This window comes from Vreelandella sulfidaeris Esulfide1 (genome assembly GCF_054072535.1).
Window position 1 is genome coordinate 1,669,425 of the sequence record NZ_CM133364.1, and the last position, 22,967, is coordinate 1,692,391.

21 protein-coding genes are annotated in these 22,967 nt (G+C 55.1%); 12 read left to right on the forward strand and 9 right to left on the reverse strand.

Translation table 11 applies throughout. From position 1 onward, the window contains the following. Genes ACW44H_RS07675 through ACW44H_RS07690 form a run of 4 tightly spaced genes read left to right on the forward strand, consistent with a single transcriptional unit; the run spans position 1 to position 3,851 of the window. Complete coding sequence (locus ACW44H_RS07675) at positions 1–546, forward strand: DUF924 family protein (RefSeq protein WP_457508185.1); 546 nt, start codon at positions 1–3, stop codon at positions 544–546. 53 nt (positions 547–599) lie between these two features. Next, positions 600–1,652, forward strand: coding sequence for a 23S rRNA pseudouridine(2604) synthase RluF (gene rluF, locus ACW44H_RS07680; RefSeq protein WP_457508187.1), 1,053 nt, complete (start codon positions 600–602; stop codon positions 1,650–1,652). Between the two features lie 26 nt (positions 1,653–1,678). After that, positions 1,679–1,954: a DUF1294 domain-containing protein gene (locus tag ACW44H_RS07685; RefSeq protein WP_457508189.1), complete on the forward strand. Its 276-nt coding sequence runs from the start codon at positions 1,679–1,681 to the stop codon at positions 1,952–1,954. A 4-nt stretch (positions 1,955–1,958) separates the two neighbouring features. After that, entirely contained in the window at positions 1,959–3,851 is a 1,893-nt protein-coding gene (locus tag ACW44H_RS07690; RefSeq protein WP_457508191.1) for a monovalent cation:proton antiporter-2 (CPA2) family protein, read from the forward strand. Here ACW44H_RS07690 and ACW44H_RS07695 read toward each other — a convergent pair. The 9 genes from ACW44H_RS07695 to ACW44H_RS07735 form a co-directional block, all read right to left on the reverse strand. Continuing rightward, a complete protein-coding gene (locus ACW44H_RS07695) occupies positions 3,848–4,411 on the reverse strand; it encodes a hypothetical protein (protein WP_447043842.1) in 564 nt (187 codons plus the stop codon). The two genes, ACW44H_RS07690 and ACW44H_RS07695, sit on opposite strands and share 4 nt — an antisense overlap. 46 nt (positions 4,412–4,457) lie before the next feature. After that, positions 4,458–5,285 carry a class I SAM-dependent methyltransferase gene (locus ACW44H_RS07700; protein WP_457508192.1) on the reverse strand — a complete coding sequence of 276 codons (828 nt, stop codon included), beginning with the start codon at positions 5,283–5,285 and terminating at the stop codon, positions 4,458–4,460. Positions 5,286–5,291: 6 nt separating this feature from the next. Beyond that, a complete protein-coding gene (locus tag ACW44H_RS07705) occupies positions 5,292–6,995 on the reverse strand; it encodes an AMP-binding protein (RefSeq protein ID WP_457508194.1) in 1,704 nt (567 codons plus the stop codon). Between the two features lie 50 nt (positions 6,996–7,045). Then, on the reverse strand, positions 7,046–7,951 hold the full coding sequence (locus tag ACW44H_RS07710) for a hydroxymethylglutaryl-CoA lyase (protein ID WP_457508196.1): 906 nt from the start codon (positions 7,949–7,951) through the stop codon (positions 7,046–7,048). A gap of 9 nt (positions 7,952–7,960) precedes the next feature. Then, on the reverse strand, positions 7,961–10,042 hold the full coding sequence (locus ACW44H_RS07715; RefSeq protein ID WP_457508198.1) for an acetyl/propionyl/methylcrotonyl-CoA carboxylase subunit alpha: 2,082 nt from the start codon (positions 10,040–10,042) through the stop codon (positions 7,961–7,963). Then, entirely contained in the window at positions 10,039–10,863 is an 825-nt protein-coding gene (locus ACW44H_RS07720; protein ID WP_457508199.1) for an enoyl-CoA hydratase/isomerase family protein, read from the reverse strand. Before ACW44H_RS07720 ends, ACW44H_RS07715 begins: the two co-directional genes overlap by 4 nt. Before the next feature lie 11 nt (positions 10,864–10,874). Beyond that, positions 10,875–12,482, reverse strand: coding sequence for a carboxyl transferase domain-containing protein (locus ACW44H_RS07725; protein WP_457508201.1), 1,608 nt, complete (start codon positions 12,480–12,482; stop codon positions 10,875–10,877). A 23-nt stretch (positions 12,483–12,505) separates the two neighbouring features. Continuing rightward, positions 12,506–13,675, reverse strand: coding sequence for an isovaleryl-CoA dehydrogenase (locus tag ACW44H_RS07730; protein ID WP_457508203.1), 1,170 nt, complete (start codon positions 13,673–13,675; stop codon positions 12,506–12,508). Positions 13,676–13,766: 91 nt separating this feature from the next. Next, a complete protein-coding gene (locus ACW44H_RS07735) occupies positions 13,767–14,219 on the reverse strand; it encodes a MerR family transcriptional regulator (protein ID WP_457508205.1) in 453 nt (150 codons plus the stop codon). A 408-nt stretch (positions 14,220–14,627) separates the two neighbouring features. On the opposite strand from ACW44H_RS07735, the gene ACW44H_RS07740 reads away from it, so the two are divergent. The 8 genes from ACW44H_RS07740 to mmsB all read left to right on the forward strand — a co-directional run bounded on the left by ACW44H_RS07740 (position 14,628) and on the right by mmsB (position 22,958). Then, a complete protein-coding gene (locus ACW44H_RS07740) occupies positions 14,628–15,434 on the forward strand; it encodes an ABC transporter ATP-binding protein (protein WP_113268070.1) in 807 nt (268 codons plus the stop codon). Further along, positions 15,431–16,174 carry an ABC transporter ATP-binding protein gene (locus ACW44H_RS07745; protein WP_457508207.1) on the forward strand — a complete coding sequence of 248 codons (744 nt, stop codon included), beginning with the start codon at positions 15,431–15,433 and terminating at the stop codon, positions 16,172–16,174. Before ACW44H_RS07740 ends, ACW44H_RS07745 begins: the two co-directional genes overlap by 4 nt. 126 nt (positions 16,175–16,300) lie before the next feature. Continuing rightward, a complete protein-coding gene (locus ACW44H_RS07750; RefSeq protein WP_447043853.1) occupies positions 16,301–17,524 on the forward strand; it encodes an ABC transporter substrate-binding protein in 1,224 nt (407 codons plus the stop codon). 101 nt (positions 17,525–17,625) lie between these two features. Beyond that, entirely contained in the window at positions 17,626–18,513 is an 888-nt protein-coding gene (locus tag ACW44H_RS07755) for a branched-chain amino acid ABC transporter permease (protein ID WP_457508209.1), read from the forward strand. A gap of 2 nt (positions 18,514–18,515) precedes the next feature. Beyond that, positions 18,516–19,508 carry a branched-chain amino acid ABC transporter permease gene (locus ACW44H_RS07760; RefSeq protein WP_457508211.1) on the forward strand — a complete coding sequence of 331 codons (993 nt, stop codon included), beginning with the start codon at positions 18,516–18,518 and terminating at the stop codon, positions 19,506–19,508. Positions 19,509–19,724: 216 nt separating this feature from the next. Then, on the forward strand, positions 19,725–20,879 hold the full coding sequence (locus ACW44H_RS07765) for an acyl-CoA dehydrogenase family protein (protein ID WP_457508213.1): 1,155 nt from the start codon (positions 19,725–19,727) through the stop codon (positions 20,877–20,879). Between the two features lie 17 nt (positions 20,880–20,896). Next, a complete protein-coding gene (locus ACW44H_RS07770) occupies positions 20,897–22,012 on the forward strand; it encodes an enoyl-CoA hydratase/isomerase family protein (protein WP_457508215.1) in 1,116 nt (371 codons plus the stop codon). A gap of 46 nt (positions 22,013–22,058) precedes the next feature. Continuing rightward, positions 22,059–22,958, forward strand: a complete 900-nt coding sequence (gene mmsB / locus ACW44H_RS07775; protein WP_457508217.1) for a 3-hydroxyisobutyrate dehydrogenase — start codon at positions 22,059–22,061, stop codon at positions 22,956–22,958. Positions 22,959–22,967 lie beyond the last annotated feature (9 nt).

A 22,967-nucleotide genomic window follows, 5' to 3' on the forward strand; every position in this document is an offset into this window, starting at 1 on the left:
ATGTCCTCAGATGCTCAAGCGGTACTCGACTTTTGGTTTGAGGCGTTGACGCCCGCTCAGTGGTTTAAAAAAGACCTTGAGATGGACCGTAAGATCCTGGCACGTTTTGGCACCGTGCATGCCCAGGCTGCACGGTGCGAGTGCTTCGCTTGGCGGCAAACGGCTCATGGGCGACTGGCGGAAATCATTGTGCTGGATCAGTTCTCGCGCAACATCTACCGAGACGATGCCCGCGCCTTTGGCAATGATGCCTTAGCGCTGGCGCTAGCCCAGGAGGCGGTGGCTGCGGGGGCAGACGCAGAGCTGACCAGTCAGCAACGGGTATTTTTATATATGCCCTTTATGCACAGTGAGTCGGTGGTCATTCATGAGGCTGCGATGCAGCTCTTTGATCAGCCAGGGTTAGAGGAAAATTTCGATTTTGAAGTCCGTCACAAGGCGATTATTGATCGCTTCGGGCGCTATCCACATCGAAATGCACTGTTGGGGCGGGCTTCTACTGACGAGGAGCTGGCTTTCCTGAAGCAGCCTGGCTCCTCCTTTTAATCGTTAATTACCTCTTAATCGTTTTTTACCTCTCTATAGCCACATGGCGTTTTATGTCGTTACGAAAATCTACCCGCATTAATAAGTACATTAGTGAAAGTGGCATGTGTTCTCGCCGCGAGGCCGACCGCTTTGTTGAGCAGGGCAATGTGTGGATTAACGGACGCCGTGCCACGACCGGCGACCAAGTGGTTGCGGGAGATCTGGTCAAGGTTAATGGCCAGGAGATCGAGCCACAGGAAGAGGAGGATCTTGTCCTTATTGCGCTGAATAAGCCGGTGGGAATTGTGAGTACCACCGAATCCAGCGAAAAGGACAATATTGTCGAATTCGTCAAACATGGCACGCGTATTTTTCCCATTGGTCGGCTCGATAAAGACTCCCAAGGGTTAATCTTTTTAACCAATAATGGCGATCTGGTTAACAAGATTCTGCGCGCCAATAACAACCACGAGAAAGAGTATCAGGTAACGGTGAACAAGCCGATTACCGACGAATTTATCGACGGCATGCAGCGTGGCGTGCCGATTCTGGGCAAGGTGACCAAACGCTGCAAGGTGCACAAAGAGTCCACCTTTGTGTTCACGATTACCTTGGTGCAGGGGCTCAACCGGCAAATTCGGCGCATGTGCGAATACTTCGGTTATGAGGTCACCCAGCTTATTCGTACGCGCATTATGAATGTGCCATTAAAGGGCTTAGCACTAGGCGACTGGCGCGATCTTAGCCCTAAAGAGATCGACACCATTATCGCGTTGACCGAAAAATCAGAAGCCGTGCCGGAAAAGAAAAGCAAACCGGCAAGGCCCAACTATAGCGGGCGTTCAAACGCAGGAAAGACCAACCAACCCGCCGCCAAAGAGCGCCAGAAACCTGCAAAAGCTGGCGCAAAGGCTGCTGGAACTAAAGCCGCTGGGGCTAAACCGCTTCCCAAGGGTAAAAAGGCCGCCAGTGGAAAAGTCAGCGCAAAAAAAATTGCCGGCCCGAAAGGCAATACGCCAGGCAAGGGCGCTAAAGGAAAAGCAGGTGTTAAGCCCGTTGGTAAAGGGCGTGTTGGGCGCGGTAAGCCAGCGGGTGGAGGTAAGCCTTCCCCGCGGCGCAAGTAGCTCCTCATCGTTTAAGAGTCTTTACTGTGATTTTAATCGCCACTTTTTACGTTGTGGTTAGCGTTCTCGCTTACGTTACCTACGCTATTGATAAACAGGCCGCTATCAAACAGCGACGGCGAGTGAGCGAGAAGTCGTTACACCTGCTTGGGTTGTTGGGTGGCTGGCCGGGCGGGCTCTTTGCTCAGCAGCGGCTGCGGCATAAAACCCAGAAAACTGCCTTTCAAGTCATTTTCTGGCTGACGGCGGGGACAAATCTGGCATGTTTGCTTGCTCTAACTCTCTACCCTTACGACGGGTGAAAAAATGACAGCCTATTTTGTTCAGGCGTTTATCTACCTTCTCGCTGCCGTCATTGCGGTTCCCCTCGCCAAGCGGTTTGGACTGGGATCGGTACTGGGCTATCTGGTTGCCGGCGTAGTCATTGGCCCGATCCTAGGATTGGTGGGCCAGGAGACCACCACCATTCAGCATTTTGCAGAATTTGGCGTCGTGATGATGCTGTTTTTGGTGGGCCTGGAGCTTGATCCCAGAGGGCTTTGGGCCATGCGTGTGCGGCTGCTTGGTCTGGGCGGGCTCCAAGTCGTGTTAACGACGGTTGCTGGCACTGCCATCGCCTTATGGCTGGGGCTAGTGTTGCAAACCGCTCTAGCGGTGGGGCTGATTTTTGCGCTTTCATCCACAGCCATTGTGCTGCAAACACTGAATGAAAAAGGGCTGGCCAAAACCGAAGGCGGTCGCAGCGCCTTCTCGGTCCTGCTGTTTCAGGATATAGCCGTTATTCCGATGCTGGCGTTAATACCTCTGCTGGCGCTGCCTGAGTTAATGGGCCCGGTCAGTGAGGAGGGGCATGCCAGTTTAAATTTGGTATCGGATCTGCCCGGCTGGGCGCATGCTTTAGTGGTCGTGGCGGCTATCGTGAGCGTTATAGCCGCGGGCTACTATTTAGTGCCGTTGTTGTTTCGCTATGTGATTGGCTCTGGCCTGCGCGAAATATTTACCGCCACCGCCCTAATGCTGGTGATAGGTATTGCCGCCCTGATGAGTTTAGTCAATTTATCCCCCGCCCTTGGCGCATTTTTGTCGGGGGTGGTGCTTGCCAATAGTGAGTTCAAGCACGAGCTGGAAGCCAATATTGAACCCTTCAAGGGGCTGCTGCTGGGGCTGTTCTTTATTACCGTGGGAGCGGGTATCAACTTCGCTGTGCTGGCAGCGGAGTGGGAGACGATACTGCTGTTAGGTGCGACGGTTATCGTCGTAAAAGGAATAATACTGTTTGGCCTGGCGCTGCTGTTTCGGCTTCATGGCAGCAACGGCTGGCTATTCACCTTAAGCCTTGCCCAAGCGGGTGAGTTTGGCTTTGTACTGTTGACCTATAGCGTACAAAACAGCGTGATCCCTTCGGATACTTCCCAAATTCTCTCGCTCGCTGTGGCACTTTCGATGTTCTTAACCCCCTTGCTGTTCATCGCCTACGACCGCTTGGTGCTACCGCGTTACCGTAGTGCTAAAAATGATGATCGTGAGGCCGATACGATAGAGGAGCAGGCCCCGGTTATCGTTGCGGGGGTGGGGCGGTTTGGGCAGATTATCTGCCGCTTGCTGCGTGCCAATAATATTCCCATTGTTGCCCTGGATCATGAGATTGAGCAGATCGAGAACCTGCGCAAAATAAGTATCAAAAGCTACTTCGGCGATGCCAGCCGCTCCGATTTGCTCGAAACCGCAGGTATTGAGCAAGCCCGGTTACTGGTGATTGCGTTGGACGACCGTGACCGTGCTGTGCAGATGGTCAGGCACGTAAAACAGTACTATCCCCACGTTTGGGTGCTGGCCCGTGCCTTTGATCGTGGTCATGGCTACCAACTGCGAGAAGCGGGCGCCGATGATACGGTCAGCGAAACCTACCATTCAGCGCTTGAGTTGGGTGGCCACGCGCTCACCGCCATGGGCGTTCACCCCATGCGTGCCAAGCAGATGACCTGGTCGTTTGTGCAGAATGAAGATGCCCACGAAGACGAGTTGTTCGAAGCCTGGAAAGAGATAGAGGGCGGTATTAGCTTTAGTCCGCGCTATGGCGAGCTGTTTATGAAACTGGAAGAGTCGCTGAACAGTGCTATGAAGCAAGATTGGCAGGAGCCGCAGCGCGAAGATGTGCCTATCTGGACGCCACCCGATCAGAAAAACGATGCCCTTTAAAACGGCAGGTGCAGCGAGGCGCTGAGTATATTGAGATGCTCAAGGCTTGGGGCATCAATGCGCTCATACTCTAGACGGCTGACGAGCCGATTAATCGTCACGGTAGCACCGAAGCCTTGCAGCATCGCGGTGCCACTTTCATCGGCACCTTCCACCTCGCTGTCACCGCGCCATTCAGTAATGCCGGACTTCGCATAGACACTAAAGGCGCCCATGCGAACACCGGCTACAAGGGCGCCCCCCAAACTTAACGTATCCATAACGAGCGGATTAACACTGGACGTGGTGGAGATTTCTTCGCTTTCCCGATAGGCGATTTCAGCGCCAATATCGAGTTGAGGGAGCCGCCAGGGGCTGAAACCTGCGGTTACGCGGAAACCACTGGAATAGTTATCAAGGCTCTGAAGGTCACTACCTTCTAGGATAACGCCGTTATCAAGTTGCATGAGTTCACTATCAGGGGCGGTATAGGCCATCACCGGCGGTTTATCGTCGGCGTAGCTGCTAAACCAGGGAACTGAGCAACAGAGCAGGGTGCTTGCCAAGCGTGCCATTGGCATTTCTCGTACGCCTATCGGTAGGAAGAAAGAACGGTACTTATTGAGACTAGCAACGGACGTCTATCTCTACCACTTTAATTGCGCCCTCGGCCAAATTTTTTAGCAAATTACTCCCCATGGTCAGAAATTGCTTTCCAAACACCCACTGAGGTGAGAGCACCGATTGCCGGGCGGCTGACTGCTCTTTCTGGCGTTGGCGCTGACGCCACGCCAAGGCTATTTCGCTCCAATCCTCCACGTGCTCAAGTACAAAGCCGCTTGTTTCGAGCAAGCGGGTTAGCGTCGTTAGGGGCAGGAGGTGCGAATGTTCAGGAGAAACCGCCCAGGGCACCGGGTAGTGAAGTTGTGACACGTTGGGGCCGCTGACGACTTCGTGCATCACCAACTGCCCGCCAGGGCGCAGCACGCGGAAGCTGTCAGCCAGCACCTTGGTGGGGTCGGGCATGTTGAGTAGGCTGTGCTGAAACAAGACCGCATCGAAGCTATGATCGGCAAACGGCAGCGCGCGCGCGTCACCCGTTACCCAGGCAAGCGATGACACGGCAGTTTGATTAACCCGCGAGCTCAGTGCTTTGTTTAACGCACTAAACCCATGGGTAATATCCAGACCAGTCATGTGAAAGCCCAGCGACGCGCCCTGGCGCATTAATCCGCCCAACCCAGCACCAATATCCAATACCTGGCCATGGGTGTCAGGGTTGAGCCGATCGAGTAACCGAGCGGAGGCCGCCAAGCCACCGATATGTAGCTGATCCAAGGGGGCTAGTTGATGCAGAGTAGGGCCATCGGGGTAGTGAGCATCAATTTGTGCCAAGACTTCATCAGCGCGCAGGGCGCGCTGATAATGGTCTGCCAAAGGGTGAGAGGTAGACATGGTCAGTTATGGTTCTTGATCCAGGCCTAACTCCTGTATCGAAATTTCGCGCATTTTAAACTTCTGAATTTTGCCGGTAACGGTCATTGGGAACTCGTCAACGAATTTAAAGTAGCGCGGAATTTTGAAGTGAGTGATTTTGCCTTTGCAGTACTCGCGCAACTCTTCGCCAGTGACTTCGCCCGCTGAGCTGTTGAGTTTTACCCAGGCAATCAACTCTTCACCGTACTTTTTATCAGGTACACCAGTGACCTGTACCTCTGAAATGGCCGGGTGGGCGTACAGGAATTCCTCGATCTCTTTGGGGTAAACGTTCTCTCCGCCGCGAATCACCATGTCTTTAATGCGCCCCACGATCTGGATGTAGCCCTCTTCATCCATGGTGGCGAGGTCACCGGTGTGCATCCAGCCCGCTTCGTCAATGGCTTCAGCGGTGGCTTTGTCGTTGTTCCAGTATTTGAGCATCACGCTGTAACCACGGGTACACAGCTCGCCGATTTCGCCGCGAGGCAGAATGCCGCCATTGCCGGGGTCGACAATCTTATTCTCCAGGTGCGGTTGAGTGCGGCCCACCGTGGAAACGCGTTTCTCGATGCTGTCGTTGGCACCTGTCTGGGTAGACACCGGGCTGGTTTCGGTCATGCCGTAGGCGATCTGTACGCCTTTCATGTTCATCTTGCTGATCACCTGCTTCATGATCTCAGCGGGGCAGATCGAGCCCGCCATGATACCGGTGCGTAGCGATGAGAGATCGGTGCTGGGGAAATCAGGGTGGTCAAGCTCGGCAATAAACATGGTCGGCACGCCGTAAAGGGCGGTAGCTTTCTGTTCATGAACGGCTTTCAGCACTTTGCCGGGGTCGAAGCCCTCGTCCGGATAAATCATGGTGGCGCCATGGGTCACACAGCCTAAGTTACCCATCACCATACCGAAACAGTGGTAAAGCGGTACGGGGATCACCAGGCGATCTTCGTGGGTGAAGCCCATGCTTTCAGCCACAAAAAAACCGTTATTGAGAATATTGTGGTGAGAAAGCGTAGCACCCTTGGGGAAGCCAGTGGTGCCCGAGGTGTACTGAATGTTGATGGCGTCATCGAACTGTAGGGTCGCTTGCAGGTCATCAACGTCGGTTTGGCTAACCTTGTTGGCCTCGCTCATCAGGTCTGCCCAGCGCCACATACCGCTGAGCTTTTCGCTGCTTAAATTAATGATGCACTCAAGGTCGGGCAGTTTCTGGGATTTCAGCTCACCTTCGTTGTAGGCTTTTAACTCGGGAGCCAATTCGTAGAGCATGCCGCTGTAGTCAGAGGTTTTAAAGCTGTTGGCGGTGACCAAAAAACGCGCACCGGATTGATTCAGCGCATATTCCAGTTCATGAGTACGGTAGGAAGGATTAATGTTGACCAGAATGGCGCCAATTTTAGCGGTCGCAAACTGGGTGAGTGTCCATTCGCTGCAATTGGGCGCCCAAATGGCGACGCGGTCGCCTTTTTGAACACCGATAGCGAGCAGGGCGCGGGCGCAGCGATTGACCTCTTCCTGAAGCTGGCGATAGCTCCAGTGAATATTCTGGTGAAGCACAATCAGCGCGTCGTTATCGGCATATTGCGTGGCGATCTGGTCAAACTTGTCGCCAATGGTCATACCCAGCAGTGGCTTGTCCGCCATGCTGCTGGAGTAGCTGGGTAACGTGAGTGCTTGTGACGTCATGTTGAGACTCTCCGATATTTTTTTTGTCCGAACGGATAGGCAGCGGTTGGTTAGCTGCTAGCGCCTTTTGCGAGGGCAACTTTGGAACTGGGTTTGCGGCCTAGCTCGCCGGTGATCCAATAGCCGGTATCAATCACGGCCTGCAGGTCGATGCCCGTTTTAACCCCCAACCCTTCAAGCAGGTAGAGTACGTCTTCAGTGGCGACGTTGCCGGAGGCGCCTTTCGCATAGGGGCACCCCCCGAGTCCGGCGGTAGCGGCATCAATCACGCTAACGCCTTCTTCCAGTACGGCGTACAAATTAGCCAACGCCATGCCGTAAGTATCGTGGAAATGCGCCGCTAAATACTCAATGGGCACCTGCCGTCGAACGGCTTCGATCATACGCTTGGCGGCCAGCGGCGTGCCCACGCCGATCGTATCGCCCAGTGACACCTCGTAACAGCCCATCTTATAAAGCGCGTTAGCCACATCGGCGACTTTGTTCGCGGCAATGTCACCTTCGTAAGGGCAGCCCAGTACACAAGAAACATAGCCGCGAACCCGAACGCCAGCCTCTCGGGCGCGCTCTAAAACAGGCTCAAAACGCGCAAGTGATTCGGCAATCGAGCAGTTGATGTTTTTCTGCGAGAAGGCCTCCGAGGCGGCACCAAACACCGCGACCTCTTCAACTCCCACTGACAGGGCATTTTCCAGCCCTTTCAGGTTAGGCGTCAGTGCGGAATACACCACACCTGGCTGGCGCTGAATGTTGGCCATGACCTCAGCGGCATCGCCCATCTGAGGCACCCACTTGGGTGAGACAAAGCTGGCGGCTTCGATATGCGTGATCCCCGCCTTGGCAAGCCGCTCGATCAAGGCAATTTTAGTCGCGGTCGGTACCATCGCCCCCGGCTCGTTTTGCAGGCCGTCACGGGGGGCCATTTCAAATAGTTTGACGGACGTCGGCAGTGCCATGGGGAGCTCCTATTCGCTGGGGACAAAGTCGAGAAGTACTGCACCTTGGCTGACCGTATCGCCCGCCTGGAAGTGGAAGGTTTCCACGCTGCCATCGGCGGGTGCGGTCATGGTGTGCTCCATTTTCATCGCTTCCATCACCATCAGCGGCATGCCTTTTTCAACCGCCTTACCGGGCGCCACCAGCAGTGCCACCACCGTGCCGTTCATCGGCGCAGTGAGTGTCGATTCAGCTTCGTGGTGGCCGTGGTCAATCGCATCGATGCGACGCCAGAACAGGCGAGTTTCACCGCTTGGGTCGGCCATTACCACGACATGGCCGTCACGGCGCGCCTGGAGGCGGCGACGATAGCCGTTTAAAGTAACGGCGACTGCATCGCCAGTGAGCGGCTGCAGGCTTGCAGTAAGGGTTTCATCACCTATGGTAAGGGTCCAAAGCGATTCGCCTGCGCTGCGTTTACCTTCAACGATGACGACTGCTTCATCGCTATCATCAGCTTGCACATTGGCTGGGTCGCACAGCGCAATACGAATGGTGTGCGGCGCGTTTAGCCGGAAGCCGTCGTGGCGATCCCAGGGGGAGTCGCTTTCACACTCTTGGGCGAGCTGGTGTAGGCCGATCAGCGCCGCGCTGGCGTAGGCGTCCATGTTGTAGGTGCGTGGCGCAAACAGCGTCGCTTCGTTGCGTTCAATGAAGCGTGTGTCCAGTTCCACATTCTTAAAGCCCGGGTGAGTCGCCAAACGCATCAGGAAGGCACGGTTGGTCACCACGCCTTGCACATCCAGTGCCGCCAGGGCGCGGTTAAGTGTGGCCAGCGCTGCGTCGCGGTCAGGCCCATGTACAATCAGCTTGGCCAGCATTGGGTCGTAGTGCATAGATACCGCATCGCCGCTCTCTACGCCGCTGTCCAGGCGCACTTGATCAGCACTTAAACCGGCACCCACTAAATCCAGCGCGAACCGGTTCAGCAGGCCGGTGGCGGGCAGAAAGTCCTGTTCCGGGTCTTCGGCGTAAATGCGCGCTTCAAAGCTGTGACCGGTGATGGTCAGTTCGTCTTGGCTGCAGGGAAGCGGCTCGCCCATGGCCACGCGTAGCTGCCACTCGACAAGATCCTGACCGGTGATCATTTCGGTCACCGGATGCTCGACCTGGAGACGGGTATTCATCTCCATAAAGTAGAACGAGCCGTCCGCATCTAATAAGAATTCGACGGTACCTGCGCCCACATAGCCGATCTCCTGGGCGGCACGTACCGCGGCATCACCCATGGCGCTGCGCAGCTCCGGCGTCATTCCGGGGGCGGGGGCTTCCTCGATCACTTTCTGGTGACGGCGCTGAACGCTGCAGTCACGCTCGAATAGGTAGACTCCATTGCCGTGACGGTCGCAGAACACCTGCACTTCCACATGGCGCGGCTGCACCAGGTACTTTTCGATCAGCATGCGGTCATCGCCGAAGGCGGCTTTGGATTCACGGCGGCAGCCCTCTAACGCAGCCTGAAAACCATCGCTAGATTCCACCACACGCATGCCTTTACCACCGCCGCCCGCGCTGGCTTTAATCATGACCGGATAACCGATCTTGTCGGCTTCAGTGCGCAGCAGGGCGTCGTCCTGATTATCCCCGTGATAGCCAGGCACCAGTGGTACGCCCGCATTGGCCATGCGCGCTTTGGCGGCGGATTTATCGCCCATGGCAGCAATGGCAGAAGCGGGCGGGCCAACAAAGGTAATGCCCGCTTCTTCAAGAGCTTTGACGAAGCTGCCGTTTTCGGAAAGAAACCCGTACCCGGGGTGGATAGCACCGGTGCCGGTGCGCTTGGCGGCGTCGATGACCGCATCGATATTGAGATAGCTTTCGCGCGCAGCGGCAGGTCCTAGGCGCACGGCCTCGTCGGCTTCGCGTACGTGGCGCGCGCTGGCGTCGGCATCGGAGTAGACCGCGACGGTTTTCAGGCCCATCCGGCGGGCAGTGCGCATCACACGGCAGGCGATTTCACCGCGGTTGGCGACTAACAGCGTGTCAAAAGGCGTCGTGCGAGCGGCGTTTTCAGCTTTTTCGGCTTTTTCAATAGGGGGTGAATGACTCATGAGCGACGCTCCGAAGCGTGATGTGTGTTATTAGATTCGACCCAATTCGGGCGGCGCTTTTCAAAAAAGCTGGATAAACCCTCTTGGCCCTCTGGGCTTACCCGCAGCTTGGCGATGATCTGGCAGGTATGCTCGCGGGTGGCATCAGAATCCGGCGCTTGGGCGACGGTTGCCATCAATGCTTTAGTGGCACGCTGCGCTTGAGGCGAGCCCGCTAATAGCGTTACCAGCATGGCGTCGATCGCGCTATTTAACGCCTCGTGTTCTACCACTTGATGGGCTAGGCCGAGCGCGAGCGCGGTTGGGGCATCCATCACTTCGGCCGTTAGCGCATAGCGGCGCATCTGACGCTCGCCAAGGGCGCGCTGCACATACGGGCTGATGACCGCAGGCGAAAGGCCAATCTTGACTTCTGAAAGGCAAAATTTAGCTTTATCCGAGGCAATCACCACATCGCAGCAGGCGGCAAGGCCTACCGCGCCACCAAAGGCGGCGCCTTGAACCCGGCAAAGCGTCGGGCAGGGCAGTGTATCCAGGCCGTGCATCAGTGCGGCAAGCTTGCGGGAATCGGCGAGGTTATCGTCAAGGTCGTAATCGACCATGCGCTTCATCCAGTTGAGATCGGCTCCTGCCGAGAAGCTTTTACCTTCGGAACCGAGCACCACCACGCGTACATCGCCTGTTTCAGCAAGCCGATGAAGTTCGTTGAGTTGAGCGTTTAATTCGGCGATCAGGCTGTCGTCAAAAGCGTTATGCACCTCTGGGCGGTTTAAGGTAAGACGCGCCACGCCGTCTTCGATTTTCAGTGTTGAATAAGCCATGGTAATTGCCCCTACATCCTGAACACGCCGAAGCGCGTCTCTTCTACTTCAGCATTCATTGCGGCGGCCAGTGAAAGCCCAAGTACATCGCGGGTCTGCAGTGGATCAATCACGCCGTCATCCCACAAACGGGCACTGGCGTAATAGGGGTGTCCCTGGTGCTCGTACTGTTCACGGGTAGGCTGCTTGAAGGCTTCTTCTTCCTCTTTACTCCACTCGCGGCCGTCGCGCTCGTGCTGCTCACGCTTCACCTGAGCCAGTACGCCTGCTGCCTGCTCACCGCCCATGACGGAAATGCGTGCATTGGGCCACATGAACAGCAGGTGGGGGTCGTAGGCGCGGCCACACATGCCGTAGTTGCCCGCACCGAAGCTACCGCCAATCAGGACGGTGTATTTGGGTACCTTGGCGCAGGCCACAGCGGTGACCAGCTTGGCGCCGTGTTTGGCGATGCCTTCGTGCTCGTACTTGGAGCCGACCATAAAGCCGGTGATGTTCTGCAGGAAGATCAGCGGTATCTTGCGCTGAGCGCAGAGCTCGATAAAGTGCGCGCCTTTTACCGCGCTTTCAGAAAACAGCACGCCGTTGTTGGCGACGATGCCGACCGGGTAGCCATGAATATGCGCAAAGCCGGTGACCAGGGTTTCGCCGTAGTAACGTTTGAACTCGTCGAAATCGGAGTCATCGACGATGCGACCAATCACTTCGCGTACGTCATAGGGCTTTTTCAGGTCGGTACCGACAATGCCATACAGCTCGGAAGGGTCGAGTTTCGGCGGTTTGGGCGCTTTCATGGCCAGTTTGCCGCGCTTCTGCCAATTCAGGCGAGAGACACAGGCGCGGGCAAGTTGCAGTGCGTGGGCGTCATTTTCAGCGTAGTGGTCGGCCACGCCGCTTACCTTGGCATGAACATCCGCACCGCCCAGGTCTTCGGCGCTGATGCTTTCACCGGTGGCGGCTTTTACCAACGGTGGGCCACCCAGGAAAATTGTGCCTTGCTCTTTAACAATGATCGATTCGTCTGCCATGGCGGGTACGTAAGCGCCGCCGGCAGTGCAGGAGCCCATCACCACGGCGATTTGCGGAATGCCTTCGGCTGACATGGTTGCCTGGTTATAGAAGATGCGGCCGAAGTGGTCGCGGTCGGGGAAGACTTCGTCCTGACGGGGCAGAAAGGCGCCGCCGGAATCGACCAGGTAAATGCACGGCAGACGATGCTTGCGGGCAATCTCCTGGGCGCGAATATGCTTTTTCACTGTGAGCGGAAAGTAAGTGCCGCCTTTCACCGTAGCGTCGTTGGCCACAATCACACATTCAACGCCGGAAACCCGGCCAATGCCGGTGACGACACCCGCTGCAGGAATCTCGCTGTCGTAGATGTTGTGTGCCGCCAGGGCGGAAAACTCCAAAAACGGTGAGCCTTCATCAATCAAATGATCGATGCGGTCGCGTACAAACAGCTTGCCGCGGCTTACGTGGCGCTCGCGGGCCTTGGTGCCGCCGCCTTGGGCGATGGCAGCGGTTAGCTTACGCAGGTTGTTCACTTCACCGAGCATTGAGGCTTCGTTGGCTTGAAACACATCGCTACGCGGATTGACTTGGCTATTAACAGTGCTCATGGCGCAACCTTGCTGATTTGTTGTTAAAGGCTTTCAGTAAACAGTTCGCGACCAATCAGCATCCGCCGAATCTCGCTGGTGCCCGCACCAATTTCATACAGCTTGGCATCGCGCAGCAGACGCCCGGTGGGGTATTCATTGATATAGCCATTGCCGCCGAGTAGCTGAATGGAGTCCAGCGCGACCTGGGTGGCTTTTTCAGCGCAGTAGAGAATCACCCCAGCGGCATCTTTACGCGAGGTTTGGCCGCGGTCGCAGGCACCGGCGACCGCGTATAAATAGGCGCGGCAGGCGTTCAGGGTGGTGTACATATCCGCTACTTTGCCCTGCACCAGTTGAAACTCTCCAATCGACTGGTTGAACTGCTTGCGCTCGTGGATATAGGGCATCACCACGTCCATGGCGGCCTGCATAATGCCTATCGGGCCTGCGGCCAATACGGTGCGCTCGTAGTCCAGGCCGCTCATCAGTACGCGTACGCCTTTACCTTCCGCACCCAGAATGTTTTCAGCGGGCACTTTGCAGTCCTGGAAAACCAGCTCGCAGGTGTTGGAGCCACGCATCCCCAGCTTGTCGAGCTTCTGGGCGGTGGAGAAACCGGGCATACCTTTTTCGATAATAAACGCGGTGATGCCTTTGGAGCCGGCTTCCGGATCTGTCTTGGCGTAGACCACCAGCACATCGGCATCGGGACCGTTAGTGATCCACATCTTGTTGCCATTAAGAATGTAATGGTCGCCATCCTTCTTAGCGCGCAGTTGCATCGAGACCACATCAGAACCCGCGCCGGGCTCGGACATGGCCAGCGCACCCACATGGTCGCCGCTAATCAGCTTAGGCAGGTACTTGGCTTTCTGTTCGGGGGAGGCATTGATCTTGATTTGGTTAACGCAAAGGTTGGAATGGGCGCCGTAGGAGAGTGCGACCGATGCGCTGGCACGGGAGATCTCTTCCATGGCAATACAGTGGGCGAGGTAGCCCATGCCGCTGCCGCCATCTTCTTCTGAGACGGTGATGCCCAACAGGCCCATATCCCCAAACTTCTTCCATAAATCGTTGGGGAATTCATTGTTGTGGTCGATTTCGGCAGCGCGGGGCGCTATTTCGCTGGCCGCAAAGGCGTTGACCTGCTCGCGCAGCATGTTCAGTTCGTCATCGAGGCCAAAATTAAGTTCTGAGTAGTGTGAAAACATGGTCAATCACCTATTGCTAATTATTTATAGTGGCTAGTTATAGTGGTTAGCTGTGGCGGCTAGCCGAGCTGGCGGTATTTGGAATATCGACTCAGTGCATCGTGGCAGAAGAGGGGGACGAGGACTGATCGGTTGCTCCCGCTCGTTCTTCTTCGTTCTGTTTTTCATGCAATTCTTCCAGCGCTTGGCGGCAGCGTATCTCCGCGCTTTCAAGTTCTAGTTGCACCATTGTGATGTCTTTCATTTGCTGGTCGAGAGCCGCCCGTCGCTCGGCTATTTTGCTGAGCATTAAATGCAGCTGCTTTTTACTGCCGCTGCGGGTTTCGTCCCAAAGCTCGAACAGTTCACGAATTTCTGCCAGTGAAAACCCCAGACGCTTGCCACGAATGGTTAGCTTAAGCCGCACTCGGTCTTTGCTGCTGTAAACCCGCGTTTGTCCACGGCGGGTGGGGTGAAGCAACTCCTGATCCTCATAAAAACGAATGCTGCGGGTAGTTAAATCAAACTCGTTGGCCAGTTCACTGATCGAGTAAGTTTTGCTCATGGTGACGTTCTCTCAAAAAGGCGTTGTTCTTAAGGACAGTTTCTTAGAATTAGTCCCAAGACATGACACCCATGGAACACTGCCACTGAGGCTAAAACAAGTTTACGTTAACGTAAAGCGATAGTTGCTAGCAGTTGAAAAGCGTTGAAATGCCATAAATAGCTGATTTTATTATTTTCGATGCGACTGTTAATTCAGCAAATTATCGTCGATAGACCAAAGTTGTAATTGTATTGCCATAGCTAGAGTTGCTAGTTTGCACGTACACCTTACGTTCAGGTAAGGCAGTGGCAGGCGCTTATGCTACTTCATTGATTACCTGTTAAAGAGTCAGCGCTAAAATAATCAGTACTAAGATAATCAGCGCTGCAACAGTCAGTAATACAACAACAAGAGGCTTGCCACTCTATGAGTGCAAACGATGTCCTTCAGGGACCTGTCCTCGAAACCCGAGGACTAACCAAAGAGTTCCGTGGGTTTACCGCTGTGGACGACGTCAATCTGCAGGTGCAGGAAGGGCATATCCATGCACTGATTGGCCCCAACGGCGCAGGCAAAACCACCGTATTTAATCTATTGACCAAGTTTCTACCACCTACCCGCGGCGATATTTTGTACCGGGGAAAGTCGATTACCAGTAAAAAATCTAACGAAATAGCTCAGTTAGGACTGGTGCGTTCGTTTCAGATTTCAGCGGTTTTTGCCCACATGACCGCACTTGAGAATGTGCGGGTGGCACTTCAGCGCAAGCTGGGTACCTCGTTTCATTTCTGGAAGTCCGAGAAATCTCTGGACCATCTCAATGAGCGAGCCCTTGAACTACTGGAAGAAGTGGGCCTGCGCGAATACGCCGATACATTGACCGTCGAAATGCCTTACGGTCGCAAGCGGGCGCTTGAGCTCGCCACGACCCTAGCGCTTGATCCGAGCATGATGCTGTTGGATGAGCCCACTCAGGGGATGGGGGCAGAAGACGTTGATCGTATCGTGGCGTTGATTAAACGCGTCTCGGCAGGGCGCACTGTCTTGATGGTCGAGCATAATTTAAGCGTTGTTAGCCGCCTGTGTGACCGCATCACCGTGCTGGCACGTGGCGCTGTACTAGCCGAGGGCGACTATCAAAGTGTGTCGCGTAATCCACTAGTACGCGAAGCCTATATGGGTAGCGACGCCGATGAAGAGGAAGGGACTGGAAAAGAGGGTGTTGCCGTATGAATACTGCTGAAGCGCAGGCGCCAATCGAGAACACCCAAACCCTGGAAATGTTGCGCGTACAGGATCTGCACGCCTATTACGGCGAGTCACATATTCTGCACGGGGTTAATTTTGATGTTAAGCGTGGCGAGTTGGTAACCCTGTTGGGTCGCAACGGCGCTGGGCGTAGCACCACGTTGAAATCAATCATGAACATGGTAGGGCGTCGCACGGGCTCTATCGTGATTAATGGTAATGAAACCCTGCAGATGAAGCCGCATCACATTCCTCGCCTGGGGATTGGTTATTGCCCTGAAGAGCGCGGTATTTTTTCCAGTCTTGATGTACACGAAAATCTTTTACTGCCGCCCACGGTTCGCTCGGGGGGGATGAGTCTTGATGAAATCTACGCCATGTTCCCCAATCTTTACGAGCGGCGCAAAAGCCAGGGTACACGGCTTTCCGGTGGCGAACAGCAGATGCTGGCCATGGCGCGCATTTTGCGCACCGGTGCACGCATGTTGTTGCTGGATGAAATCACCGAGGGGTTGGCCCCGGTCATTGTTCAGAAGTTAGCCGAAGTGCTGGTTCAACTAAAAGAGCGCGGTATGACCATCGTGCTTGTAGAACAGAACTTCCGCTTTGCGGCACCGCTTGCGGATCGCCACTTCGTGATGGATCACGGTCAGATTGTCGAGGAAATTAGCGCCGCGCAGTTGCCATCGCGTCGGGAACATCTCAACTCAATGCTAGGGGTATAAAGCACGCACGATTATACGCTCACAACACAAGCGCAAACTGCTCAAAAATTACAAGACTGTTATTAAAAAACAATAAATTGCACGTCGTTAGACAACAACAAAGGCCCCAAGGGCCAGGAGACGAATATGACTTTTATGAAAAAAACGCTGGCTACCAGCATCGCCGTCGCTGCAGCGTCTAGCCTCGCTGTGTCTACCGCCCAGGCGGATATGAGCGATGGAGAAGTGCGCATTGGTTACCTGGCCGATATGTCCGGTACGTATCGCGACCTGGCTGGCCCTGGCGGCTTAACCGCGATGGAGATGGCGGTGGCCGATTTTGGTGGCAGCGTTAATGGCGCTCCGATCGTGATTTCCAGCGCTGATGATCGCAACAGCGCTGACGTTGGCGCAAACACGGTGCGCGGCTGGATCGACCAGGATAACGTCGATATGGTCGGCGGCTTGGTGGCTTCCTCGGTATCGATCGCGGTCACCAAAGTGCTGGAAGAGAATAACGGCCTGGGCATTGTGTCCGGTTCAGCGGCTTCTAGTATTACCAATGAACACTGCACGCCCAACCACATTCACTGGGTATACGATACTTATCCGCTTGCTAACGGTACCGCTAAAGCGGTGGTTGAACAGGGCGGTGATACCTGGTTCATGCTGACGGCTGACTATGCCTTCGGTCATGCGCTTGAAGCCGACGTGACAAAAGTCGTGGAAGAGAGCGGCGGTGAAATTGTTGGCGGTGTGCGCCATCCATTCCCGACTAACGACTTCTCTTCTTATATCCTTCAGGCCCAAGGCTCGGGTGCCAAAATCATTGGCTTGGCTAATGCCGGTGCGGATACCGTGAATGCAATCACCACGGCCAGTCAGTTTGGTTTGACGCAATCCGGACAGCAGTTAGCGGGTCTGTTGATTTTCTTGAACGACGTTCACGCACTTGGCCTGGAGGCCACTCAGAATCTGCTGCTCACCACCGGCTGGTACTGGGATATGGATGAACAGTCGCGTGAATGGGCGCAGCGCTACTTCGATGAAGTCGGCCGCATGCCGACCATGGTACAAGCAGGTATTTACTCAAGCACCATGCATTACCTGAAAGCCGTCGAAGCCGCTGGCACCGATGACCCTGAAGCTGTTCGTGCACAAATGGCTGAAATGCCCATCGATGATTTCTTCGCACGTAATGGTCAAATTCGTGAAGATGGCCGCATGATCCACGATATGTACCTGGCCCAGGTGAAAACACCTGAAGAGTCCACTGGTGAGTGGGACCTTTACGAGATTCTCAGCACGATTCCCGCCGAAGAAGCCTACCGCCCGCTGTCTGAAAGCCAGTGCAAGTTGGTGCAAAACTAATTTCCAGACAGCGCTTGGATCAGACAACAATCGCAAGAGACGTGTAGAACCGGTTGGCGGCACATTGCCGCCAACTGCTTGACGGCGAGGAGAGTCGCGTTATGACGATGATATTCGGCGTGCCAATGGCCGTCTTCATGGGGCAGCTAACGCTGGGCCTTGTGAATGGTGCCTTTTACGCACTGCTTAGCCTGGGCCTGGCGGTCATCTTCGGCCTGTTGAAGATCGTCAACTTTGCCCACGGGGCGCAATACATGCTGGGGGCCTTCGCCGCGCTGTTAGGCTTTCGTTATCTAGGTATTAATTATTGGCTGGCGCTGTTTTTGGTGCCCTTGGTGGTCGGTGCGTTTGGGGTGCTTTTAGAGCGTTTTTTACTACGCCGGATTGCTCACCTGGACCACCTTTATGGACTGCTTCTGACTTTTGGCCTAGCGCTGATTTTCGAGGGCACGCTGGTCAACTTTTTTGGTGTTTCCGGCTCACGCTACGCAACGCCTGAAATACTGCAAGGCGGTTTGAACCTTGGTTTTATGTTCTTACCCACTTACCGCGCATGGGTGCTGGTCGCTGCTTTGGCCATGTGTCTATTCACCTGGTTTATGATCGAACGCACGCGGTTGGGGGCTTACCTGCGCGCGGGCACGGAAAACTCGCAGTTAATGCAGGCCTTTGGCGTTAATGTGCCGCTGCTGATTACGCTTACCTACGGTTTCGGTGTTGGCTTGGCAGCGTTTGCTGGGGTGCTGGCTGCGCCGCTCTATCCGGTATCGCCCACCATGGGGTCGAGTTTGTTAATCGTGGTGTTTGCAGTGGTCGTCATTGGCGGAATGGGCTCGATTCTAGGCGCGATTATTACCGGCCTGGCGATGGGTATTATCGAAGGAATGACCAAGGTGTATTACCCCGAAGCCTCCAATACGGTGATCTTCCTCGTCATGATCCTCGTACTCATGTTGCGCCCTGTCGGGCTGTTCGGTAAGGAGGCATAAGCATGACGGAATCTCAAACGATGGCGGCCCCGTCCGCCGTGCTGGAACGTCAGAAGCGTGCGAAATTTCGCCGCAATATGTTCTATCTGGCGTTAATCGTGGTGGGGCTGGTGGCGCCATTTCTAGCCTACCCTGTGTTTTTAATGAAAGTGCTCTGTTTTGCGCTGTTTGCCTGTGCGTTTAACCTGTTGCTGGGCTATGCGGGGTTGTTGTCCTTCGGGCATGCGGCTTTCTTGGCGACCGGTGGCTATGTGACCGGCTACCTATTGGCAAGCTACCCAGGGTTAACGCCAGAATTGGGGATTATTGCCGGTACCTTGCTGGCGACGCTGCTTGGCGCGCTATTTGGGGTGATCTCCATTCGTCGCCAGGGTATCTATTTCGCGATGGTAACGTTGGCGCTGGCGCAACTGGTTTTCTTTATGTTTGTTCAGGCACCGTTTACTGGCGGGGAAGACGGTTTGCACGGCGTACCGCGCGGCGAACTCTTTGGGGTCATCAGCCTGAGCAGCAATCTAGCGATGTACTACTTTGTTTTCGCGATATTCATAGCTGGCTTCGCGCTCATTCAGCGCACGGTGCATTCACCGTTCGGCCAAGTGCTAAAAGCGATTCGTGAAAACGAACCCAGGGCAATATCGCTGGGCTACAACACCGATGCCTACAAGCTAGTGGCGTTCGTGATTTCCGCAGGTCTAGCGGGCTTGGCGGGCTCGACTAAAACCGTGGTTTTTCAGCTGGCTTCGCTGACCGATGCGCACTGGCATATGTCGGGTGAGGTTATTTTGATGACCCTGCTGGGTGGCGTGGGCACGCTGCTTGGTCCCTTAATGGGCGCAAGTATCGTGGTCAGCCTCCAACATATCCTGGCGCAATCTCCCTTGGGGAACTGGGTGAGCGTAATCCTCGGGATTATCTTTGTGCTCTGTGTGCTTAGCTTTCGCAGTGGGATTATCGGCGAGCTGGATAAGATGTATCGCAAGAACTTTAAGTAGCTGTTTCTCTGTCAGTAGAAGATTCTTTATCTCGGACTTATTGATCCTTACTGTTGGGCGCCGCTTGGCGCCCTTTTTTTACCTATTCATTGAAGACCTACACCTAAGGTAGCAAGCGCTGGCATGTTGCTTGTGGGTGGGTAAATAGATAAGTTAACGTTAACGTCAATTACAACGACAACAGCCAGTGCGCTAGCGCATTAGCGGAGATACGCCATGAATTTTGAACTCAATGAAGACCAGGTCGCCTTTGCCGATATGGCGCGGGCTTTTGCTCAAAATGAACTAGAACCTCACGCCGCAGAATGGGACCAAACCTCTTTTTTCCCTGTCGATGTGATCCGCAAAGCAGGCGAGCTGGGTTTTTGCTCACTCTATGCACCTGAAAGCGTAGGCGGGTTAGGGCTTTCTCGGTTGGACGCCAGCATCATTTTTGAACAACTTTCCATGGGCTGCACCTCTACCACGGCTTACCTGACGATTCACAATATGGTGACCTGGATGTTGGCGGATTTCGGTACGCCTGAAGCGGTAGAGCAGTGGGGCGCAAGGCTCGCCACGGGTGAACTACTGGGTTCCTATTGTTTAACCGAACCCAATTCAGGCTCTGACGCCGCCTCGTTGAAAACCACCGCCAAGCGCGATGGTGGCCACTACGTATTAACCGGCAGTAAAATGTTTATTTCTGGCGCCGGCAGCACGGATTTTCTCGTGGTGATGGCGCGTACCGGTGGGGAAGGTGCAGGCGGCGTCTCGGCGTTTGCGGTAGATGCCAAAAGTGATGGCATCAGCTACGGGCGTAAAGAGGAGAAAATGGGCTGGAACAGTCAGCCCACCCGAATGGTCACATTTGAAGACGTACGGGTGCCCGCCAACCACCTATTGGGCAACGAAGGTGACGGCTTCAAGATCGCTATGAAGGGCCTGGATGGGGGGCGAATCAACATCGCCACCTGCTCCATCGGTACTGCTCAGCAGGCAATAAACAAAGCGCGGGAATACATGCTTGAGCGCAAGCAGTTCGGCAAGCGCTTGGCCGAGTTTCAGGCGCTGCAGTTCCGCCTGGCTGATATGGTCACCGAGCTGGTCGCCGCACGGCAGTTGGTGCGCATGGCCGCCACCAAGCTGGATGCAGGCCACGCCGATGCACCGACCTATTGTGCCATGGCCAAGCGCTTCGCCACCGATGTGGGTTTCAAGGTATGCGACGAGGCGCTTCAGCTCTACGGCGGCAACGGCTATATCAAGGAGTACCCGATGGAGCGCTACGTGCGCGATACGCGGGTACACCGAATACTGGAAGGCACAAACGAAATCATGCGACTGATCATCTCACGCCGGGTACTGGCAGACGGTGCCACCGAGCTGTAAGAAAATAAGGAATACCAATGAGCAGCGTACTGTTTAACGAACACCCTACCCACGATGGCCACTTCATTGCTGAGATTAAGCTCAATGCCGAACGCTCGCTCAATGCGTTAACGCTTGAGATGTGCGAAGCGATGTTGCCTCGCCTGCACGCCTGGGCCACCGATGAGCGAGTCGTGGCGGTACTACTCGATAGCGAAGGCGAAAAAGCCTTTTGTGCCGGTGGCGATGTCGTGAACTTGTATAAGGCGATTACCGGCGACGGCGATCCCAGCTTCCCCGAACGCTTTTTCGAGACCGAGTACCGGCTCGACTTTCTCCTCCACACTTACCCCAAGCCCGTCATTTGCTGGGGCAATGGCATAGTGATGGGCGGCGGCATGGGGTTGTTAAGTGCCAGCAGCCACCGCGTTGTAACCGAAACCTCGCGCCTGGCCATGCCGGAAGTCACCATCGGCCTTTACCCGGATGTGGGGGCCAGTTGGTTTTTGAACCGCTTAACCAATGGCACAGGGCGCTTTTTGGCGATGACCGGCAGCCAGATCAACGCACCTGATGCCGTGCATTTTGGTTTGGCCGACCGCTGCATTGCCAGCCACCACCGTGAGGCCTTGTTGCAGCAGTTGGCCGACGCACGCTGGGGGAAAGGGGAAAATACCGATGCCAACGGTGTGGTCAACCGCATCATGCGTGAGCTTGAGCAAACATCGCAGCCAGTCTTCAGCGAGCTGGAAGCCCCCGTTTACCAGCACTCACCGCTGATTCGCGAATTGATGGACCACGATAGTGTCGAGCAAATCGTCGCGGCTATTGCCGCGGTGAAAAGTGACAATAAGTGGTTTAACAAAGCACAGAAAACGTTGGCCCACGGTAGCCCGGTTTCGGTCAAACTGATCGATGAGCAGCTAAAGCGCGCCAAGCATATGTCGCTAGCGGAGGTGTTTCAGTCCGAGATGGCGCTTTCGGTACAGTGCTGTCGCCACCGTGAGTTTCCCGAAGGGGTGCGCGCGCTGCTGGTCGATAAAGACGGCCAACCGGCATGGACGTACCCGGATGTCGCTTCGGTCGAGCAGCACTTTATTGATGAGCTGTTAGCTTCGCCGTGGGAGAAGAACCCGCTTGCAGATCTACAGTAAATATCAGACCTAGATGCAATCTATATAACGAATAAGGACAATACAGATGACTACCGTCGCGTTTATTGGTTTAGGCAATATGGGTGGCCCGATGGCTGCCAATCTGGCAAAAGCAGGCTTTACTCTTCGCGCCTTCGATCTTTCTCAAGAGGCGTTAGACGTTGCCAAGTCCAATGGTTGTGAAGTGGCTTTTTCGGCCCAAGAAGCTGCCACCGATGCGGATTTTGTCATCTCTATGCTGCCAGCGGGAAAACATGTGCGCGGACTCTATGTAGAGGGTGAGACGCCGCTGTTTGATGTGATCAAGCAGAGCGCGCTGGTCATCGATTGTTCCACTATTGATGCCGATACCGCCCGCAGTGTCGCTGCCGCTGGCGCGGAAAAGGGCATTGGCTTTGTGGACGCGCCGGTGTCAGGCGGGGTAGGTGGCGCCCAAGCGGGCACGCTCACCTTTATTGTCGGCGGCTCCGAGGCCCAGTTCGAACAGGCCAAGCAGGTGCTGGACGTAATGGGCAAAAACATCTTCCACGCCGGAGACCATGGTGCAGGGCAGGTGGCTAAAGTGTGTAACAACATGCTGCTCTCTATCCTGATGGCGGGCACCTGCGAAGCGATCAATATGGGCGTTAAAAACGGCCTCGACCCAGCGGTGCTTTCAGAAATCATGAAGCAGAGCTCCGGCGGCAACTGGGCGCTCAACCTTTACAACCCCTACCCAGGTGTCATGGAAAACGCCCCCGCCTCCAAAAACTACCAGGGCGGCTTCCAAGTCGACCTGATGATTAAAGACCTGGGGCTCGCCATGGATGTCAGCCAGCAAAGCGCTTCTGCGGTGCCCATGGGGTCCGCTGCTCGTTCACTGTTTACCCTTCATAAAGCTAAAGGCAACGGCAGGCTCGATTTCTCAAGTTTGATGCGGTTTTATCAAGATAAAGAAGGCGAGTAGCCAACGGTG

Bases quoted from the DNA above. Each gene is read 5' to 3' on its own strand.
- ACW44H_RS07675 (WP_457508185.1), top strand. From the start codon at position 1: ATGTCCTCAGATGCTCAAGCGGTACTCGACTTTTGGTTTGAGGCGTTG.
- rluF (WP_457508187.1), top strand. From the start codon at position 600: ATGTCGTTACGAAAATCTACCCGCATTAATAAGTACATTAGTGAAAGT.
- ACW44H_RS07690 (WP_457508191.1), top strand. From the start codon at position 1,959: ATGACAGCCTATTTTGTTCAGGCGTTTATCTACCTTCTCGCTGCCGTC.
- ACW44H_RS07695 (WP_447043842.1), bottom strand. From the start codon at position 4,411: ATGCCAATGGCACGCTTGGCAAGCACCCTGCTCTGTTGCTCAGTTCCC.
- ACW44H_RS07700 (WP_457508192.1), bottom strand. From the start codon at position 5,285: ATGTCTACCTCTCACCCTTTGGCAGACCATTATCAGCGCGCCCTGCGC.
- ACW44H_RS07705 (WP_457508194.1), bottom strand. From the start codon at position 6,995: ATGACGTCACAAGCACTCACGTTACCCAGCTACTCCAGCAGCATGGCG.
- ACW44H_RS07710 (WP_457508196.1), bottom strand. From the start codon at position 7,951: ATGGCACTGCCGACGTCCGTCAAACTATTTGAAATGGCCCCCCGTGAC.
- ACW44H_RS07715 (WP_457508198.1), bottom strand. From the start codon at position 10,042: ATGAGTCATTCACCCCCTATTGAAAAAGCCGAAAAAGCTGAAAACGCC.
- ACW44H_RS07720 (WP_457508199.1), bottom strand. From the start codon at position 10,863: ATGGCTTATTCAACACTGAAAATCGAAGACGGCGTGGCGCGTCTTACC.
- ACW44H_RS07725 (WP_457508201.1), bottom strand. From the start codon at position 12,482: ATGAGCACTGTTAATAGCCAAGTCAATCCGCGTAGCGATGTGTTTCAA.
- ACW44H_RS07730 (WP_457508203.1), bottom strand. From the start codon at position 13,675: ATGTTTTCACACTACTCAGAACTTAATTTTGGCCTCGATGACGAACTG.
- ACW44H_RS07735 (WP_457508205.1), bottom strand. From the start codon at position 14,219: ATGAGCAAAACTTACTCGATCAGTGAACTGGCCAACGAGTTTGATTTA.
- ACW44H_RS07740 (WP_113268070.1), top strand. From the start codon at position 14,628: ATGAGTGCAAACGATGTCCTTCAGGGACCTGTCCTCGAAACCCGAGGA.
- ACW44H_RS07745 (WP_457508207.1), top strand. From the start codon at position 15,431: ATGAATACTGCTGAAGCGCAGGCGCCAATCGAGAACACCCAAACCCTG.
- ACW44H_RS07750 (WP_447043853.1), top strand. From the start codon at position 16,301: ATGACTTTTATGAAAAAAACGCTGGCTACCAGCATCGCCGTCGCTGCA.
- ACW44H_RS07755 (WP_457508209.1), top strand. From the start codon at position 17,626: ATGACGATGATATTCGGCGTGCCAATGGCCGTCTTCATGGGGCAGCTA.
- ACW44H_RS07760 (WP_457508211.1), top strand. From the start codon at position 18,516: ATGACGGAATCTCAAACGATGGCGGCCCCGTCCGCCGTGCTGGAACGT.
- ACW44H_RS07765 (WP_457508213.1), top strand. From the start codon at position 19,725: ATGAATTTTGAACTCAATGAAGACCAGGTCGCCTTTGCCGATATGGCG.
- ACW44H_RS07770 (WP_457508215.1), top strand. From the start codon at position 20,897: ATGAGCAGCGTACTGTTTAACGAACACCCTACCCACGATGGCCACTTC.
- mmsB (WP_457508217.1), top strand. From the start codon at position 22,059: ATGACTACCGTCGCGTTTATTGGTTTAGGCAATATGGGTGGCCCGATG.